The sequence below is a fragment of the Algibacter sp. genome (genome assembly GCF_029245835.1).
Taxonomy (GTDB): Bacteria; Bacteroidota; Bacteroidia; order Flavobacteriales; family Flavobacteriaceae; genus Algibacter_B.
This window is the reverse complement of sequence record NZ_JAQWOO010000008.1, coordinates 1-19,779: the sequence shown is the minus strand read 5'-3', so window position 1 is coordinate 19,779 and position 19,779 is coordinate 1. Positions and strand designations below refer to the sequence as shown.

Annotated in this window: 16 protein-coding genes; 8 read left to right on the top strand and 8 right to left on the bottom strand. The window is 34.2% G+C overall.

Features of this window, described 5'->3' with window-relative positions; genetic code table 11:
- Positions 1-2: 2 nt before the first annotated feature.
- Entirely contained in the window at positions 3-1,556 is a 1,554-nt protein-coding gene (locus tag P8K68_RS01015; protein ID WP_300247316.1) for an aldehyde dehydrogenase family protein, read from the bottom strand.
- Between the two features lie 121 nt (positions 1,557-1,677).
- On the opposite strand from P8K68_RS01015, the gene P8K68_RS01010 reads away from it, so the two are divergent.
- From P8K68_RS01010 to P8K68_RS01005, 3 genes are all read left to right on the top strand, one after another.
- Complete coding sequence (locus tag P8K68_RS01010) at positions 1,678-2,727, top strand: isoaspartyl peptidase/L-asparaginase family protein (protein ID WP_300247315.1); 1,050 nt, start codon at positions 1,678-1,680, stop codon at positions 2,725-2,727.
- 181 nt (positions 2,728-2,908) lie between these two features.
- Positions 2,909-2,968, top strand: coding sequence for a hypothetical protein (locus P8K68_RS14880; RefSeq protein ID WP_366143718.1), 60 nt, complete (start codon positions 2,909-2,911; stop codon positions 2,966-2,968).
- A 761-nt stretch (positions 2,969-3,729) separates the two neighbouring features.
- Positions 3,730-5,682: a YgiQ family radical SAM protein gene (locus tag P8K68_RS01005; RefSeq protein WP_300247313.1), complete on the top strand. Its 1,953-nt coding sequence runs from the start codon at positions 3,730-3,732 to the stop codon at positions 5,680-5,682.
- A gap of 304 nt (positions 5,683-5,986) precedes the next feature.
- Here P8K68_RS01005 and P8K68_RS01000 read toward each other — a convergent pair whose 3' ends face one another.
- Complete coding sequence (locus P8K68_RS01000) at positions 5,987-6,352, bottom strand: endonuclease domain-containing protein (RefSeq protein ID WP_300247311.1); 366 nt, start codon at positions 6,350-6,352, stop codon at positions 5,987-5,989.
- Positions 6,353-6,734: 382 nt separating this feature from the next.
- Positions 6,735-7,010, bottom strand: coding sequence for a hypothetical protein (locus P8K68_RS00995; protein ID WP_300247309.1), 276 nt, complete (start codon positions 7,008-7,010; stop codon positions 6,735-6,737).
- Between the two features lie 103 nt (positions 7,011-7,113).
- Here P8K68_RS00995 and P8K68_RS00990 point away from each other — a divergent pair, with 103 nt between their 5' ends.
- The 3 genes from P8K68_RS00990 (at position 7,114) to P8K68_RS00980 (ending at position 10,280) form a co-directional block, all read left to right on the top strand.
- The gene (locus P8K68_RS00990; RefSeq protein WP_300247307.1) at positions 7,114-7,383 is read left to right on the top strand and encodes a helix-turn-helix transcriptional regulator; all 270 of its coding nucleotides are present in this window, start codon (positions 7,114-7,116) and stop codon (positions 7,381-7,383) included.
- 90 nt (positions 7,384-7,473) lie between these two features.
- Positions 7,474-8,910, top strand: coding sequence for an AAA family ATPase (locus P8K68_RS00985; RefSeq protein ID WP_300247305.1), 1,437 nt, complete (start codon positions 7,474-7,476; stop codon positions 8,908-8,910).
- Positions 8,907-10,280, top strand: coding sequence for a hypothetical protein (locus P8K68_RS00980; protein ID WP_300247303.1), 1,374 nt, complete (start codon positions 8,907-8,909; stop codon positions 10,278-10,280). Before P8K68_RS00985 ends, P8K68_RS00980 begins: the two co-directional genes overlap by 4 nt.
- A 65-nt stretch (positions 10,281-10,345) precedes the next feature.
- Here the strand turns inward: P8K68_RS00980 and polA are convergent, their stop codons facing one another.
- From polA to P8K68_RS00955, 5 genes are all read right to left on the bottom strand, one after another.
- On the bottom strand, positions 10,346-13,195 hold the full coding sequence (gene polA, locus P8K68_RS00975; RefSeq protein ID WP_300247301.1) for a DNA polymerase I: 2,850 nt from the start codon (positions 13,193-13,195) through the stop codon (positions 10,346-10,348).
- A 238-nt stretch (positions 13,196-13,433) separates the two neighbouring features.
- Positions 13,434-14,747 (bottom strand): hypothetical protein, encoded by a 1,314-nt coding sequence (locus P8K68_RS00970; RefSeq protein WP_300247299.1) that lies wholly within the window; start codon positions 14,745-14,747, stop codon positions 13,434-13,436.
- A gap of 12 nt (positions 14,748-14,759) precedes the next feature.
- Positions 14,760-15,443: a hypothetical protein gene (locus tag P8K68_RS00965; protein WP_300247297.1), complete on the bottom strand. Its 684-nt coding sequence runs from the start codon at positions 15,441-15,443 to the stop codon at positions 14,760-14,762.
- Positions 15,422-16,498, bottom strand: a complete 1,077-nt coding sequence (locus P8K68_RS00960; protein ID WP_300247295.1) for a hypothetical protein — start codon at positions 16,496-16,498, stop codon at positions 15,422-15,424. Before P8K68_RS00960 ends, P8K68_RS00965 begins: the two co-directional genes overlap by 22 nt.
- 13 nt (positions 16,499-16,511) lie before the next feature.
- A complete protein-coding gene (locus tag P8K68_RS00955) occupies positions 16,512-17,480 on the bottom strand; it encodes a hypothetical protein (protein ID WP_300247293.1) in 969 nt (322 codons plus the stop codon).
- 357 nt (positions 17,481-17,837) lie between these two features.
- Between P8K68_RS00955 and P8K68_RS00950 the strand changes: the two genes are divergently transcribed.
- Both P8K68_RS00950 and P8K68_RS00945 read left to right on the top strand, forming a co-directional pair.
- Positions 17,838-19,067 carry a metallophosphoesterase gene (locus tag P8K68_RS00950; protein ID WP_300247291.1) on the top strand — a complete coding sequence of 410 codons (1,230 nt, stop codon included), beginning with the start codon at positions 17,838-17,840 and terminating at the stop codon, positions 19,065-19,067.
- Positions 19,068-19,214: 147 nt separating this feature from the next.
- Positions 19,215-19,511 carry a thioredoxin family protein gene (locus tag P8K68_RS00945; RefSeq protein WP_300247289.1) on the top strand — a complete coding sequence of 99 codons (297 nt, stop codon included), beginning with the start codon at positions 19,215-19,217 and terminating at the stop codon, positions 19,509-19,511.
- Positions 19,512-19,779: the final 268 nt, after the last annotated feature.

Below are 19,779 nucleotides of genomic sequence, written 5' to 3'. Positions count from 1 at the left end.
GCTTATAAATCAAACTTAATGCCTTGTGCTAAAGGCAACTCGTCTGAATAATTGACTGTATTTGTTTGGCGACGCATATACACTTTCCAAGCATCAGATCCTGACTCACGGCCGCCACCTGTTTCTTTTTCACCTCCAAAAGCACCTCCAATTTCAGCGCCAGAAGTGCCGATATTTACGTTTGCAATCCCACAGTCAGAACCCGCATAAGACAAGAATTTTTCAGCTTCTTTCATGTCGTTGGTCATAATTGCTGATGATAATCCTTGGGCAACTCCGTTTTGAAGTTCGATTGCATTTTCTACTTCTCCAGAATATGTTATTAGGTACAAAATTGGAGCAAACGTTTCATGTTGTACAATTTCAAAATGATTTTTTGCTTCAATAATTGCTGGATTTACATAGCATCCACTTTCATAACCTTCACCTTCCAAAATGCCACCTTCAACTAAAACTTTTCCACCTTCTGCTTTTGCTTTTTCAATAGCAGCTAAATAGGTGTTAACGGCATCTTTATCAATTAAAGGTCCTATATGATTGGTTTCATCTAATGGGTTCCCAATAGTTAATTGACCATACGCACCAACAATGGCATCTCTGACTTTATCGTAAACAGATTCATGTATAATTAATCGGCGTGTTGATGTACAACGCTGTCCACAAGTACCAACAGCTCCAAAAACAGCACCGGGAACAACCACTTTTAAGTCAGCTGAAGGCGTGATAATAATGGCATTATTTCCTCCTAATTCTAATAAAGATTTTCCAAAACGTTTAGCAACTGTGGTACCAACAAGTCGCCCCATTCTTGTAGAACCTGTAGCAGAAATTAAAGGGATTCTAGAATCTGTGGTCATCATTTCTCCTACTTTATAATCCCCATTGATAATACAAGAAATACCTTCAGGTAAGTTGTTATCTTTTAAAACTGCTGCTATAATATTTTGACAAGCAATAGAACATAAAGGTGCTTTTTCAGAGCCTTTCCAAACACACACGTCGCCACAAATCCAAGCCAAAGCTGTATTCCACGCCCAAACAGCAACAGGGAAGTTAAATGCTGAAATAATGCCAACAACCCCAATTGGGTGCCATTGTTCTCTCATAACATGTCCTGGGCGTTCAGAAGGAATTATTTGCCCGTTTAACTGACGAGACAATCCTACAGCAAAATCACAGATATCAATCATTTCTTGAACCTCGCCGTAGCCTTCTTGCAAAGATTTTCCCATTTCGTAGGATACAAGTTTCCCAAGAGGGTCTTTTAAATCTCTTAATTTGTTCCCAAATTGACGCACAATTTCTCCTCTTTGAGGCGCTGGAACATCTCTCCAAGGTTTGAATGCCTTTGTTGCTGCATCCATTATTTTATCGTAATCTGCTCTTGTGGTTGTTTTTACTTTTCCTATTAATTGTCCATCAACAGGAGAGTAAGATTCAATAATTTCACCATTAGAAAAATTATTTGACCCTGTAGAGGAGCCCTCATTTATAGCTTTTACACCTAAAGTTTTAAGAGCTTTATCTATACCAAAATCAGTCGCTATTGCATTCATTAATTATTGATTTATTGATTATATTGAAATTATTTGCGAATATACTAAATAATAGCCGTTTTTATTAAAATTTACTAACAGTAAAATTAGTAACTTAGTCTACAAATCAATCATAATTTTCATGAAAAAATGTATCTATTTAATCTTTGCTCTATTAATCTTTTCTGCTTGCAAAAATGAATCAAAAAAACCTTCAGAAGCTATTCAAAATGAAACCGAAAAAGTCGAGTTTTCGATTATCATACACGGTGGAGCAGGGAGTATCCGAAGAGATAATATGTCAGAAGAAAGAGAGGCCGAATATCGACAAAAATTAGAGGAAGCCATTCGTGTTGGTTATACTATTTTGAAAGAGGGCGGTACAAGTTTAGATGCCGTACAAAACACCATTAATATTCTGGAAGATTCACCACTTTTTAATGCAGGGAAAGGTGCTGTTTTTACACACGAGGGTTTTAACGAACATGATGCTTCCATTATGGATGGAAAAACGTTAAATGCAGGAGCTTCAGCAGGGACAAAAACCATTAAAAACCCCATTAATTTGGCACGAGCAGTTATGGATAATTCACCTCATGTTTTCCTTTCTAGAGGTGGGGCTGAAACCTTTGCTAAGGAACAGGGTTTGGAGATTGTTGAACCTAATTATTTCTCTACAACAAAGAAATTAAAATCTTTAGAGCGTGTTAAAGCTTCAGAAAAGAACAAAGTCGCTTCGTTCTATGATGCAGACTTACAAGATTCAAAATTTGGAACGGTTGGTTGCGCTGCTCTAGACAAACACGGGAATTTAGCAGCTGGAACTTCAACTGGAGGGATGACCAATAAGCGTTGGGGACGCATAGGCGATTCTCCTATAATTGGAGCAGGCACTTATGCCAATAACAATACTTGCGCCGTTTCAAGTACAGGTTGGGGTGAGTTTTTTATCAGAGGTATGGTCGCTTACGATATTTCCGCACTTATGGAATATAAAGGCTTATCTTTAAAAGAAGCAGCAAAAGAGGTTATTCAAAATAAACTTCCAAACATTGGAGATCAAGGCGCCACTGGTGGTATTGTAGCGATAGATAAAGATGGCAATATGGTAATGGAATTTAACACCCAAGGCATGTTTCGCGCCATTATGAATGCTAAAGGCGAGTTATATATTGGGATGTTTAAAGATTAATCTATAACAATTCAATATCTTTAAATACAAATAGTTAGTAAACCTCAAAGATTACCATCACCCCTAATTTACTTTTTAATGAAAGTAAATGATTAATTTTTTTTTGAAAAATCTGCCAAAATCCTCTCAAAGAAGTTAAAACAACCAAATACTTTAAATATGCATTGGCGAAATAATCCTTGTGTTGATTGGTGTTCTCATTGCATTACAGATTAATAATTGGAATGAAAACAGAAAATAGGCTACAGCAGAAGAAGAGTTTTATAAGGGTATAAAAGATAATCTTAAAAAAGATTTAGAATTTATAAAAAGTGTGCAAGCCTATACAAAACCTGAAATTAATGCTTATATCCAAAAAAAGCGTATTCAAAATATTATAAAACTATATAACTTAATTAATGAAGAGTTAACCTATGCGTATTCCATTGAGCGCTATCTTCAACCTGAAAAATCCTTAGCCCACAATCTCCATTTAACAATTTAGACATTTTTAAACCACTGAAATCTCTATTTTTTTGGGAGTACTTTAATAACTCTTTTCAAGTCTAAACTTAAAAAATTGAACGTATGTCCTGTTTGCAGAAGTGGTTTTATAACTAAGAGAAAAGGGAAATATGGAAACTTTTTAGGATGTACAAATTAACCTAAATGTAGAAACGCTATAAATTTGCAATAATGCCCAAAAACGTTAAGCGAACTTCTTCAAATAAGAATCAACTTTAACCATTTAACACAAGCTATTAAACTAAAGGTTAGGGATTGCAGCGACATCTTTTTAAAAGCTTAAATAACATAATACATGCGGGAGAACTGAAGTTAGGCAGATTGCCACCTCCTTCGTCCTCGCAATGACGTTTTAAAAAGATATAGCGAAACATTTATGTTCATGAATTCGATAATATTAAATAGAAAACCATGAATAAAAGCCCGACCCTTGAGTAACGCCCAAAATAATTGACTTTTAACATTTAAGCATCAATTTTTACTTATTTTTGCAGCGCTATGCAAGAATTACAACTTTCAGATTGGTTACCTACCACAAACAAAGAGGTGAAAATACGCGGATGGGATGCGCTAGACGTTATACTATTTAGTGGTGATGCTTATGTGGATCATCCATCATTTGGGCCCGCTGTTATTGGTCGGATTTTAGAGAGTTATGGCTTACGCGTTGCCATCGTACCGCAGCCGAATGTGAATGATAATCTTCAGGATTTTGTGAAAATGGGTAAGCCAAAATTGTTTTTTGGTGTTACAGGTGGTTGTATGGACCCGATGCTTAGCAATTATAACGCGAATAAAAAGCGCCGTGATAAAGATGCGTATACACCGAATGGCGATATTGGTTTTAGGCCAGATTATGCCACAACGGTTTATTCAAATATTCTAAAAGAAAAATGGCCAGATACGCCTATTTTAATTGGTGGTATTGAGGCGTCTTTACGCCGAGTGACGCATTACGATTATTGGAGTGACAAGCTTATGCCAACTATTTTAGAAACCTCAAAAGCCGATATGTTGGTGTACGGTATGGGCGAACAACCCTTGCGTGAAGTGGTGCGATTAATGCAAAAAGGGGTGCCGTTTTCTAGTATTACAACCATTAAGCAAACAGCTGTTTTGTTGGATGCTGGAGCAAAAATTCCTAAAAATAGTAATTGGGAAGATGTTGAAATTGCATCGCATGAGCTGTGTTTAAAAGATAAGAAAAAGTATGCGTCTAACTTTAAGATTATTGAACAAGAATCTAATAAGTTAGCAGCAAGACGTATTTTTCAGAAAGTAGGCGATAAAACCTTGATGATTAATCCGCCTTGTCCTACCATGACGGAAGCTGAAATTGATGCGTCTTTTGAGTTGCCGTATACAAGAATGCCACACCCAAAATATAATAAGCGTGGACCAATTCCAGCTTATGAAATGATTAAGTTTTCCATTAACATTCACCGTGGGTGTTTTGGTGGTTGTAGTTTCTGTACGATTTCTGCACATCAAGGTAAATTTATTGCCTCTCGAAGTCAGGAATCTGTATTGCGAGAAGTAGATACGGTGGCGAATATGCCCGATTTTAAAGGGTATTTATCTGATATTGGTGGGCCGAGTGCCAACATGTACAAGATGAAAGGCAAGGTGCAATCTATATGCGATAAGTGTGTGGCACCTTCGTGTATTTCACCTGTTATTTGTAGCAATTTAGACACCTCGCACAAGCCGTTAACAGATTTGTACCAAGCGGTTGATAGTCATCCGAAAGTAAAAAAATCATTTATAGGTTCTGGAATCCGACATGATATGTTGGTGCCAGAATTTAATAAAAATGCTGACCCAAAGGAACTAGACGATTATACTGAGGAAGTGATGACTAAGCATGTGTCTGGACGCCTTAAAGTAGCGCCAGAACATACCAGTGATCCTGTTTTGAAGTTGATGCGGAAACCATCGTTTAGTTATTTCCACAAGTTCAAGGAACGTTTTGATAAGATTAATATAGCGAAGGGCTTAAAATTGCAACTGATACCTTATTTTATTTCTAATCATCCGGCTTGTGAAGTTGAAGATATGGCTAATCTTGCTGCCGAAACTAAAGATATGGGTTTCCAGTTAGAGCAAGTACAAGGGTTTACTCCAACACCTATGACGGTGGCGACCGTAATTTATTATAGCGGGTATCATCCTTACACACTCCAAAAAGTAAAGACACCAATTACTAGAAAGGAAAAAGACGAGCAACACCGTTTTTTCTTTTGGTATAAAGATGAAAATAAAGCTTGGATTAAAAAAACGCTGAATAAACTTGGGCGTCAAGATTTACTAGATGTATTGCTTCCTGCAAAGACAGAGAAATGGCGTAAAAATAAGCCCACTGGTGAAGCAAAAAACACTTATGATGACGCTATTCCGTTTAATAAGCGGAAGAATAAGGCTAAGTTTAAGAGTAAGAAGAAGCGGAGGTAGGTTCATTTTTGATCTTTTATGCCAACACCACTAAAGTCGCCTCAAGGGGACAATTGTTCACGTTAATAAAAGTGTTATTTATTTATTTTGACAAACCTATAAGCTACGCTCGGTATCTTCAATAAAAACATATTCATTTCGATAATCCTCAAGGGAACAATTATAGGGGCATATCTTTGCGCACGATATAGAAGTGATCATTTCATAATTTATTTTTGTAACAATAATTTATACTAAAAATTTCAATATTTGGAATGTCCCCTAGAGGGGACTTTAGGGGTGTTTTTAGAACATACTTTAAGCTTCAGTCACTCAATTCTTTAACTTTTTCTTCAATAACCAACAACACACTAAACATATTCTTTTTAACGTCATCATTCGAAAACCTCAAAAATTTGACACCATATTTTTCTAATTCTCCTTGTCTTTTAGCATCATATTCAAAAGAATGCTCATGACTATGCCCATCAATTTCAATGGCTAACCTAATTTCATGACAATAAAAATCGACAATATAATGTAGCATGGGTACTTGTCTGTGAAATTGCACGCCATATGCGCGTTGTTTTATATGTTGCCATAAGAACACTTCTGGTAAGGTGCTGTTTTTTCGGAGCTGTCTGGCTAGTCGTTTTAATTCTGGGTGGTATGGAATTATTTTGTTTTTCATTTGTTTTGTGTATCCTACTCTGACACCCCTAAAGTCCCCTCAAGGGGACAAACCTTCGATTAAAGTTTTGGAGTAATAATTTAGCAGATTAATTGTTTTAATATGGCATTGCATAAATTTAGGAAAAGTATGATTTACCAATAATCGCTTGCTAGTTTTATTCAAATTTTTTTTAGCCTAAGTTTAATTCTGTGTTCACAATTATCACATTCAATAAAACTATTTTCGTTTAAGATTAAATCTATTTCAATTTCGAAATTACAAACAGGACAATTATATAAAATATCTTTAAGTTTAAAAGGTAAATCCAGAACAGAAGGAATAGGTAATATAGAATAGTCCATCATTATTTTTTTTATAGTTTAATTATGTAAATGATAAATTAACCGTTCGCGATATAATCGTAAATGAAATCATTAATTGTTTCATACTCTTCATCAAATTTTAAAACTATTCTTGACGTCAATTTATTTATCCAATTGTCAATTTCAACTTTAGAAGATATGTTTTTTATGAAAAATAGTCTAGGATTTGAAGTTTCAAAATTATAAATGAAAAAAAATATATCATTTTTAAAACTATCAGCATAATTGTCTTCAATATTTTCTAATTGCTTTTTTAAATAATCTACCTTTTCTTCAAAATTTAGAATTGCCATATTAAATATATTTGTTTAAGTAGTTAATTATTAAATACCAAATATAATAAAATGCTACTTATTGTATGTTGATTTGTGCATACAATAAGTATAGTTTCGATAAATGGTAAATGAATTTCTTCTAAAAGAATTTGGGCTACGAATTCGAGAGTTAAGACTTGAAAATAAACTAAGTCAAGAAAAGCTTTCTTTTAAAACAGGCTTTCACAGAACATATATTGGTATGATTGAAAGAGGTGAAAGAAATATTTCACTTACTAATATTGCTGTGTTTTCAAAAGCATTTGAAATAGATATTTCTGATTTATTAAACTTCAAAACTCAGAATCCAAAACTGAGCTATCAAGATTATAAACTTAAGACTGATAGTTAAATGAAGAGAGTTTACTACAATAATATAATCTCAGATTTTTTAACTGAAGATTCAATTTAATTTATTACCAACTAAGTTTAAATAAGAAATATGAGCATACAGAATATTAGAGAATTTATAAAAGCACAAGCCGAACAATTCGGTGCTAAGACAGACAACGAATTCAACAAGCCATATGTTGAAAGGAACAACACTGGACAAGAAGCACTAAATGACAATGGTGCATATTTTGGTTTTATTCACCCAGAAGAAGAAGCATCTGGACCATTTCACGACTTTTCATTGACAATATTTCCCAACGATAAGAATAAACCTTGGTTAATTTGTCTAGGAATTGGCTCCAGTGGTTTTAAAAATGACTACGAACTTGCAACCTATCCAGGACTAAGAAGATTGTTTATGAAGCTTATCAATGAAAAAGGCTTTTGTAAATCTGATTTCTCAGATATAGAAACTGGCTTGCCTAAATCTATCACTGGAAGCCAAGAATTACAGCACATAAAAAACACAATTAAGACTTACACCAAAGTTTTACCTAGTTGCCAAATTGTTGACGACCCAGAAAGTGAAGAAGGAAAACAAGTAATTTCAGCATTTGTAGCAGGTTATGCGAAGCTCAGGGATTGGCCTTCTAACAAAGACCACCGAAAAGCAATTACAGAGGCTTTAGAACCTTTTATTAAAACAGAAACTAAAGATGAAGAAAGAGAAATAAAAAATCTTCTAAACGAAAGAAAATATATTGTACTTCAAGGACCTCCGGGTACAGGAAAAACAAGAACAGCAAAAAGTGTAGCAGACCAAATTGGTACAAAGACATTTTTTACGCAATTTCACGCGGAAACTAGTTTTTCAGATTTTATTTTCGGAATTAGACCTGACACTACAAACGAAAAACTTCGATATAAAGAATATTTGGGGAGCTTCTCGGAAGCCTTGAAGTATGCAGTTGATAATAGCACAGAAAAGGTCATATTAATAATTGATGAAATAAATAGAGCAAATCTCTCAAATGTGTTAGGACCTATTTTTTACCTGTTTGAACATAAGATGGATGTTTCAAACGTTGAAATTGAAATTTCCCCTAATTTCAAAGTAAAAAAACTGCCCGATAATTTTTTTGTCATTACTACTATGAATACAGCCGATAGAAGTTTGGCAGTTGTAGACTTTGCATTAAGAAGAAGGTTCGCTTGGTATAATAAATCCCCGAGAATTATTAAGGGGTCAAGTAAAAGACTTGATAGTGTATCTGTGAATAAAATAACAGAAGAAGAATTTTTCTTTAAAGAAGATTTTGCTGTCATCGAGGAAATTTTTAATTGGTATGCGTCAAGTCCAGAATTAAATCTTCAGCCCGGGGAAGGATATTTCATTGCGAAAAATGAAGCTGAAATGCTTAATAGAATACGTTACGAAGTCTTTCCTTTGATTAAAGAATATTTACAAGAAGGGCTATTGCGGAGTGCGAAAGAGGAGTTCAATAACTATTTCTCAACAAGGCTAAATTTATCTCTTTTCGAATGACAAAACCATTAGATGTTTTTTATGAAATACCTTGCTTAACGGAAAAATCAAGACAGTTAAGTGGAATTGCATTGCAAAAAAAATGGTTTAAGTCAGCAGATAAAAGAGTTATTGGACAGTATCTTCAAAAGTTTATTGATTACAATTCCGAGCAATTTAAATTCCTGGGTGTGCAACCTTACATAATTGGCTCTGACAAAAGTACCGCACTATCGTTTCGTTCATCAGGTTTTATAGGTTCTATTCCTCTAAGAGCTTCTGATACTGGAAAGCAAATTGGAGACTTTGTTGTAGTGCCCAGATTTACCGGTAGAGATAGATTTGAAGATTATATTGAAATTTTAAACCTACTTGGAGCTGAAATAAGTCCAGAAGTCATTGATAGTTTGCCACTAGCGTCAGGAAATAATTTTAGGCCACCATTGTATTTAGAAGCTGTAAAATTCATTTCATCTCTTGAAATTCTGACAATGAGACCTTGGCGTAAGTTTGATAATATTGAAAAAATTTCAAATCAACCAATTGGACAAATAAACTGGACTAAATATATTAATTCGGAATACAAAGTTGAAAATAGTTTAAAGTTTCCAGCCAGAATCAATGTATTAAGCGAATTTCATAACGAATACGCTGAAATTAGATATGTTTTTGATATTTGTAAAGGCGAACTCTTATCAGCTAATACGCCACAAAGAATAAAAAACACACTTCGAAATAAGTTAAACTTTCTTGAAGAGCGGTTATATCATCATAAGCCAAAAGCAACTAATAAAACAATTATTAGGTTTTCAGATAGTCCAACAGTCAAAAACTGCAAGGAACAAGCTAATAAAATTCTAAACTTTAATCTTGTTGATAGTACATCTTGGCGTGTTGACTTCTCAGATGTATTTGAGAAATTTATACAACATATCTTTAAGGAAGTTGCTAAAGAAACAGGTGGGAGACTTTATTCAAATTTTAAATTCCATTCTAGCACTACGAAGCATTACTCTTGGGAATTAAAGCATATTGAACCTGACGCTATTTTTCAAAAAAAAAACGTTTTAGTTTTTATTGATGCCAAATACAAATCTAACCTTTATAACAAGTTTGTTCAGAGCGATAAACTGAAAGAAGATCATCGACACGACCTACATCAAATAATGGCATATTCGTCATTTAGTAAAACGGATTTTAAATATGGATTTCTTTGTTACCCATCAGACCAAATAGAAATAAAAAGTATACACTTTAAAAACGGATTAAATGAAGCAAGAAATACAATATTAATTTTAGGCGTACCTTTAAGAAAGGACAGCATAAAAGAAATAAAAAGATTGTTGATAAATGAACTTAATGAGATTGAAAGAAAAAACACTTCTCATTAACATTGTGAATGAGAACTATCTGGTTTAGTGAACAAGTGACAGAAATAGTTTTCATGTACAATCTTCTAATGCGCCTCCAACCAATTCAACCCCGTATCAACCTCCACATCCAAAGGAACATCAATCACAAAAGCACTTTCCATCTCCGTTTTAACTAAGGTTTTAATGGTCTCTAATTCCGGTTTATACACATCAAAAACCAATTCATCATGCACTTGTAAAAGCATTTTGGTTTTATAGTTTCCGGCTTCTAGCTTGTTGTAAATATTAATCATGGCCACTTTAATAATATCGGCAGCACTTCCTTGAATGGGCGCATTTACAGCGTTACGTTCTGCAGCACCACGAACTACGGCATTTCTAGAGTTAATATCTTTTAAATAACGACGACGTCCTAAAACGGTTTGCACATAACCATGATCGCGAGCAAAATCGACTTGTTGGCTCATGTAAGCGCGTAATTTAGGGTAAGTTTCGTAATAGGTGTCAATCAATTCTTTGGCTTCGGTTCTCGATAAATCGGTTTGATTGCTTAATCCAAAAGCAGAAACCCCATAAATAATCCCAAAATTAACGGTTTTGGCATTGCTACGTTGCTCTCGGGTGACTTCACTTAATGGGACATTAAATACTTTTGAAGCGGTTGATGCATGAATATCTTCCCCGTTTTTAAACGCTTCAATCATGGTTTCTTCTTGACTTAAAGCAGCAATAATACGGAGTTCTATTTGTGAATAATCGGCAGCTAATAAAATGTAGTCTTCATTGCGAGGAATGAATGCTTTACGCACTTGTCGCCCCCGTTCGGTACGAATAGGTATGTTCTGTAAATTTGGATTATTACTACTTAAACGTCCTGTAGCTGCAACCGTTTGCATATAATCCGTATGTACACGCCCTGTGACTTCATCTACCTGCGTTGGTAAGGCATCCACATAAGTGCTTTTTAATTTGGCGAGTCCGCGATATTCCAAAATATTTCGAATAATCTCGTGGTCTTTGGCTAAATAACTTAAAATATCTTCGCCAGTGGCATATTGTCCTGTTTTGGTTTTTTTAGGCTTGTCAACCAGTTTCAATTTTTCAAATAAAATGATTCCTAGTTGTTTTGGTGAAGCGATATTAAATTCCTCGCCTGCCGCGTCATAAATACGTTTTTCAAGCGTTGCAATATCACTGTTAAGTTCTTCAGATAATGCATTTAAGAAATCTTTGTCAAGGTTAATACCTTCTAATTCCATAGCGGCTAAAACGCGAAGCAACGGAATTTCAATCTCATCAAATAATTTCTGAGTATTGGCTTCGCCTAATTCATTTTGAAAATGTTCTTTGAGTTGTAAGGTAATATCAGCATCTTCAACAGCATATTCGGTTTGTTTTTCCAAAGGCACATCACGCATCGATAGTTGATTCTTTCCTTTTTTACCTATCAATTCTACGATAGAAATGGGTGTGTAATTCAAATAGGTTTCAGCCAATACATCCATATTGTGGCGCATATCTGGATTGATGAGGTAATGCGCTAACATGGTGTCAAACAATTTGCCTTTAACATCTACATTGTATTTAGCCAACACTTTAATATCGTATTTTAAATTCTGCCCCACCTTTTCAATGGTTTCGCTTTCAAAAAACGGACGTAATTGTTCAATCAGCTCTTGCGCCTCGTCTTTGTTTTCTGGAAATGGCATGTAAAAACCTTTACCCACTTCCCAAGAAAAAGCAATCCCAACCAATTCGGCAGTTAGCGGATTTAAACCTGTAGTTTCCGTATCAAAACACACGGAACTTTGATTCATCAAGTTTTTAATAAAAAGTTTGGTGGCCATACCAGGCGCCACACTTTGATAAAAATGCGACGTAGTTTCTGCTGTTTTTCGAGTAAACTCAGAAGTTGTTTCCGTTTGTGCTGCACTAGAAGGGTCGGCTCCAAATAACGAGAATTGTCCTGCACCTGCCGAAGCCTGCTCTTTAGGGGTTGTTTTGGTTTCTGAGGCTTTTGTTGTTGTTTCAGATGGCGTCGTTTCAGCCTGAACAGTAAATGTTTTTGTGAAATTATCAATCAATCTTCTAAACTCCAACTCTTGAAAAATCTCGGTTACTTTCGGAATATCAGGTTGGTCCAATTCGAAATCCTTGGCATCAAAAGTCACCGGAACATCAAGCATGATGGTCGCAAGCTTTTTGGACAAAAGGCCTAATTCGCCATTGGCCTCAATCTTTTCTTTCATTTTGCCTTTTAGCTCGTGGGTGTTTGCTAGTAAGCCTTCCATACTACCATATGCTGCTAAAAACTTTTTTGCTGTTTTTTCGCCAACTCCCGGGAGCCCGGGAATATTGTCACTAGAATCGCCCATCATCCCTAAAAAGTCAATCACTTGTAAGGGGTCGGTCACTTCAAATTTTTTCTGAACTTCAGGAATGCCCCAAGTTTCGTAACCGCCACCAAAAACAGGTCGGTACATAAAAATGTTCTCGCTTACAAGCTGTGCAAAATCTTTGTCTGGCGTAACCATAAACGTTTGGTAGCCTTCTTTTTCGGCTTGTTTTGCGAGCGTTCCAATCACATCATCGGCTTCATATCCTGCTTTTACCATAATGGGGATGTGCATGGCTTTTAAAATGTCTTGAATGATAGGAACAGCTATTGTTATCGCCTCGGGTGTTTCGTCTCTATTGGCTTTGTAAGCTTCAAATAGTTCCACACGGTCTGCGCTTCCACCTTTATCAAAACAAACTGCTAAATGGTCTGGGCGCTCACGTTTTATAACATCTAATAAGGAGTTCATAAACCCCATAATGGCTGAGGTATCAACACCTTTGGAGTTAATTCTTGGGTTTTTTATAAAGGCATAATAGCCACGAAAAATTAATGCGAATGCATCAACTAAAAAGACACGTTTGTTGTCGGACATTTTGTTTGTTTTGATGGAAAATCAAAGCTACAAAAAGTTAGGGCTAATTTTAAGTTATTACTTATTGGATATTTGTTTTATTAAAAATTTTTCGTTTATGTTGGTAACATATCAGTATTATTCAATTGTAATCCTCTACAAAAAAGCTTCAAAAGGTCATATTTGATTTTTTGCTGTAAGTCTAATTTATAAGTAAGTAGTTAATAGATTATGACATATTAGCCTATTTTGTATGAAATCAATTATCTTCTAATTTAAATTTAAGCAAATTATGGTAAAAATCATCTGTAGTATCGTATATGTTACCTCTATCATTTTCATGGGAAAATGTTACCAATTCTTTAGATTCTTCAAACCATATAGCATCTGTCAATGAATAATCATCATGCCCTAGAGAATCATCCCAATCTACAATACACAGATCTTTAGTTAGCCTTATAAAGATTGGTGTTCTCTCACCTTGTGCATATTGGATTGTACTATCGGCAGATAAGAGTAGGTTACCATCATCCATTTCAGCCATATTTTTACCATTTTGGTCGCTGAAAAAGCCAATAGGTTGTTCGTCAATTAAATTTAAATTGGTATCCACTTTGAGTACCCATATTTGAGAAAGACCATAATTTTCATTTTCGCTTACATCTCCATCATTACCTCTGGTAGCTCCTGTTATTATGTAATTTCCATTACTTAGCTGTAATATATGATTTGGTCTATCCCAATCGCTTGAACCAAAAGACACCTCTTTTAATATTTCTCCATCAGTTCCTACTTTATCAATAGTAAAATCAGAAGAATAATATGCCACAATAAAATTCCCATTATTGTTTACTACCATATCTAATGGAACATAGACATTACTTAATGGTTTCACCCATTGTTGCTGACCTGTTTTATTTAATGAAAGAATAAATGACTTGTCGCCAAAGTCAAATAGATTTGAATTATAGGGAGCATCACCAGCAATAATATATTCACCATTAGGGCTTTCTACGATTGTAGTTGCAAATGCTCCTAGGTTTTGTTCATTAGAAGTCTCAACAGTATATTCCCAAATAAGGTCTCCGTTAAGTGACACTTTTACTACGTAAATTTTAGAAACATCTCCATCTCCTATACGACCAACAGCGACATAATTATTGTCTGATGAATGAATCACATCATAAAATTCACCCGGTTGTTCTGGAAAAGTCCAAAGAATCTCAAAGTCATTATCTACTGCATATAGAGCCAAATTCCCGTTCTCGGAGTTGTTCGTTTCGTTAAATGTGCCTGTACATACAAATACTCCATTATTATGAATAAATTTTCTTGAAAAATCATCACCGTTACCTTCTTCTATTTGTTTCCAACCAAGAAAATCTGCGTCAAATAATTTATGATTACGATTATATCCTGAACCTGTTGGATGAGCTACCATTTCTCCTGTACAACTAATTTCAGTATAATCAGAATCGTCCTTATCTTCAGTGTCATCATTTGAACACAATGCTAATGGTAAGGACATAAGTGTTACGAATAAAAATTTGTAAGTGAATAGTAGTGTTTTCATGGTTTAAGTTTATTAATTTAATAGTTTAATGACTTTATCAAAAAGCACAAAGGGATTGTTTTCAGAAAGTCCCGTAGCTAAAGCTACTTTCTTATTCCCGTATAGAAACTCGATTTTGTAACTTGCTTTATGAATGGCACTATTCATTATTTCTGATGTAGCTCTTGCTCCGGGTGATGCTACCGATGCTGCACCAACCGCAACAGCACCCATGCCTGAACCTCCAATGATGAATCCTGAACCACCATTGTTTGTTGTTCTGTGAAGATTCCCTTTAGGGTCTTTGATGTAAATTTTTTTGATATCTGCTTTTGCATAGTTATTTCCGTGGGCGCCAATAAAATCTTTACCAATTGTAAAAGTTTTGTCCTTTCTTGATTTTTTAATCAGGTACATTATCAAAATAGTGAGAGTAATAGGCGCAACAATCCAAAAAGCAACTGAATCTGTAGTGCCTAGCATGTAAGATAGGGCTGGAACAATACCAATAGTGACTAAAAAGAAGATACCACAACCTAAGCCAGCTCCAAATTTATCTTTGGAATAAGTAATATGGTAATCATCACCTACTTGGTTTACTTCAAAATTATAATTTGCTTTAGTTGTTTTGTTAATAATAGCAGTTTTTATTAATATTATTGCAGTATTGGTTAATGTATAGAATCCATACTTAATTATTTTATATATGTATACCAAGCAGAATCTTCGGTAACACCATCCCCATTCTTAATTAGAATTGTGTTGTCGTTTAGAACAATAGTAGCATCCCAGAACAAATATCCATCACCAGGTTCGGTAATTTGATCAAAAGCTATTTCATCTCCATCTATTCTAAAGCGTCTATAAGAAATCAATATCAAACGATTGTCTTCTTCAATATAAGACCATACTCCTGAGTTTTGAAATTTTCTATTGATTTTTTCAAGCCAAACGGGGTTGCATTGTTGTTTTGTAGCTATGTAATCTAGAACATCTGTTGTTGAATTGTCCTCGTACAAATAAGTACCATCGCTATTTAATACCAACTTTCCAGAGCCCTGTACAATTTCTCCGCTATATTCATACCTAAGACCTGCTTCTGCACAATCCGCACTTCCACCAATATTTATGACAACATCTCCTACTTCATACGTAAAGGGTTCTGTTATGCCATCTGAAATAGCAAAGGTTTCTCTTTTTAGAAAGTTCCATTCATTAGCCAAAACAGAGTTTTTTCCTAAAGGACTTACTTCTATACAGATCCTTTGCGGCGCACTAATGTTCTGTGCTTCATCATAAACACAAATGGTGTAGCAAAATTTAGCCGGTGGTATATTTTTGTTAAAATCAACATCAATGCTAGATTGCTGGTTGAAATTTATGTTGTTTTTAATATTAGATGGTTTTCCAAGTAGGTTTGCTTTAATGTTAATATCAAAATAGCCAGAGGCTGGTGTGCCATCATTATGTTCAAATTGAATATAGGCACCAACAATTGGCTCTTCGGTTTCTAAAGGAATATCGAACCCCTCCAGAGGAATGGCGAATTGGTCTTTTTCCAATAATTCAAAAGATATCTTTTCATTAGGATTGGGTAACTTACCGTTTATATAGTTGCTACCCGCAATGATTACATTCTCAGATACCTCATCAGGGTCTAAGAAACTGCTATTCGTTTCCTTGTTGGTTTCTCCAGAATCACTAGAGCATGATACAAATAGTATACTCAACAAGGCAGACAAAACATAATGTTTTAAATTTTGTAATTTCATAATAATTTAGATTTTATTTCAATTCATTAATAATCTCTAAACATGCATCGTTTTTTGGGTTTAATAAATAGGCTTTTTTTGCGTTTTTTAAGCTTTCATCATATTCGCCATTAAACATTTGCATTTTTGCTAGATTATAAATTGCGAAAGACATTGCTTTTTCGTCTTTCATGTTTTTTGCAATTTCTTTTATTTGGGTAAAACCACTTTCAAAGTCATCAATTTCTAATAGGGTTATGGCTTTTTTTAGGTCATTGTTAAACTTTCTATGTGTTTGAAAATCAATCTCATATTCTTTTTGATGTACAATAAAAAGTTCTTTAAACTTTAAGCCTATATCTTCTTTTGCGTCTTGGTAAAATTCTGTAGGGTCTAACTCTGGGGGATATTGGTTGTTAGAACTTGAGCCAGATCCTTTTATTTTTGATTTTAGATTCTGAGAAAAAAGAATACTTGCTGTTTTTAGGTCGATAATTTTAAAATTAACATCAAGGTTATAAGTACCTGTTCTTTTCCAACTCGGAGAACTGTTAAAAAGTCCATCGGTTTTTTTAACAGTCTGACTAAAATTATCTGTTTGTATTCTAACAAAAACTATAAGTCCAGAACTGTAAAATTTACCTAGTTTTTTAATTTGATTTTCATCAACATAACCGCTTTCTTGAAAATTAAACTCTTTTAACAATGATTTTGTTTTACTTCTATCTACCAAGGTTAATCCTTTTATGCTTGTAATATTGTTTGCTAGCTCATCATACATATCTATACTGTGTGAATCAGCATAATTTTGACGATTAACAACTTCAGATATAATTACTGTTTTTATGTTTGAAATATCAAAAACAGGTTGTTTATCTACTTTGTAGGTAATTTTACTCCAGCTTTGATTGAAGGCAGCACCTATGCTATTGTTTTGAGCATATGAAAACGAATAGAATAATTGTAAAAAAAGTAAAACACAGGTAAATAATATTTTTTTCATAATTGGTTTTTAATTAGTTAGCTAGAAAAATAAAAAAAATACTTACAAGGATGTAGTGAATTCGATTAAATGTAAGAAAAATGGTTAAAAGGTGTTTTAATAATTTAGTAAGATGTTGAAAATACAAACTATAATTTAAGATTTAACTCAGATATTATAAATTTATAATACGGTAATTTTTGAATAAAGAATACTGGAACACTCAGTAGTTTAAATAGATAATAAAACTTAAACATCAAGAAACAAGAAGGGGATTTATACTGGCTTAATTAACTCCTGAAGTTAACAAATACAAGCTTTAACAATTTGATAAGAAAAAAGGAAAACATAATCACTAACTTTGATTAAAAAAGAAGTATGCTCCGTTGGGTGATTTTTATATTGTTTTATCTTTTCATCAGTTTTTATGGTTTTCAAGCTATTAAAACGATTACAAAAAATGTTTGGTTGCATTATTTGTTTATTGCTGTCGGGCTAATTATAGCAGGTAATTTTATCATTCAGTTTACGGTATATTCAGAAGGGCGGGTACTAAATCCAGCAAAAAGTTATGCCTTTGGGTTTCTATTGGCATTTATGTCGTTTGGCTTAGTTATCATTCCCATTTTATTGGGCGAGGATATTATTAGATTTATTTTAGGACTTTACGATAAGTTAGTAACTAAAAATGAGGCCTTTTACTTGCCTTCAAGACGAAAGTTTATTAGTCAAATAGCTTTGGGATTAGCAGCTATTCCTCTTGCATCACTCTTATACGGTATGTACAGAGGGAAGTACCGTTTTAGGGTTTTAAATTATACCTTGCATTTTGAAGATTTACCAGAAGCCTTTGATGGTTATAAAATCACACAAATTAGTGATATCCATTCGGGTAGTTTTGATAACCGTGAAAAAATTGAATATGGTGTCAATTTAATTAATGAGCAGCAGTCGGATGCTATTTTATTTACCGGAGATATGGTAAATAATAAGTCTACTGAAATGGAACCTTGGAAGGCCTTATTTGGAACACTAAAAGCCAAAGATGGGGTGTTTTCGGTATTAGGAAATCATGATTATGGCGATTACGTAAGTTGGCCATCACGCGAAGACAAAACTAAAAATTTAGAAAATTTAGTCAGTTTACAAAAAGAAATGGGCTACGATGTGCTTTTAAATGAAAGTCGGTTTATTGAAAAAAACGGACAACGTATTGCCATTGTAGGTGTTGAAAATTGGGGTAAAGGCGGTTTTAAAAAAGCGGGCGATTTAAAAAAAGCAGCCCAAGATGTAAACGCTACAGATTTTAAAATTTTAATGAGCCACGACCCATCGCATTGGGAAGAGGAAGTTATTAAAGACGATTATCACTACCATTTAACTTTAAGTGGACACACCCACGGTATGCAATTTGGTATAGAAATACCTGGATGGATTAAATGGAGCCCTGTAAAATGGCGTTACAAATACTGGGCAGGTATTTACAAAGAAATGGGGCAGTATATAAACGTAAACAGAGGTTTTGGTTATTTAGGTTATCCTGGGCGTGTTGGTATTTGGCCAGAAATAACCGTTATTGAACTTAAAAAAGGGACAGCAACTTCATAATTTTTGTTACCCCTTGTTTTTGTGAAGAAATTGCTTATTTTTATAAGAATACTTATAGATGTGTGCGATATGCAGTTGCGATAATATGTAATATGAAAAAATTACGTAGGTTTGTAATAAGTGCACTTGACTAATAAACAATAAAGTATGTCAAAATTTGGGGAACTTATAGATGTAGAAATTCCAGTTTTACTAGATTTTTACACAGAGTGGAGCAATCAATCTAAGACGATGCATCTTATTTTAAGAGATGTTGCTGCGGCTCTAGGAGATAAAGCTAAGGTTATAAAAATTGATGTTGAAAAAAATCAAGAACTTGCTGAAGCTTTAAGAGTGAAAACCTTACCAACACTTATCATTTACAAAGATGGTGAGATGAAATGGCGTCAAAGTGGCGAGCAAGATGCCAATACACTTATAAGTATTATTCAAGAATATTTCTAAATACTCAAAGTAGTTTTATAACTATTTGGGCGTTACCACAAGGGTCGGGCTTTGCACTATATCTTTTTTGTTTGGCACCTTGAGCCTATTTAAAAAGGGCTTTTCGTAAAACAAAAAAGGATGCCGTTTCAATCCCTAACCTTTAGTTTGTAATTGAAATAAATTTTTAAATTTATTCAAAAGAAAACAGAGGTGAACTATATCCCTAACTAGGTTAGCCCTATCGTGCGTATCAGTCCTCTGCTTTCTGTTTGAATAACCGTTGAAA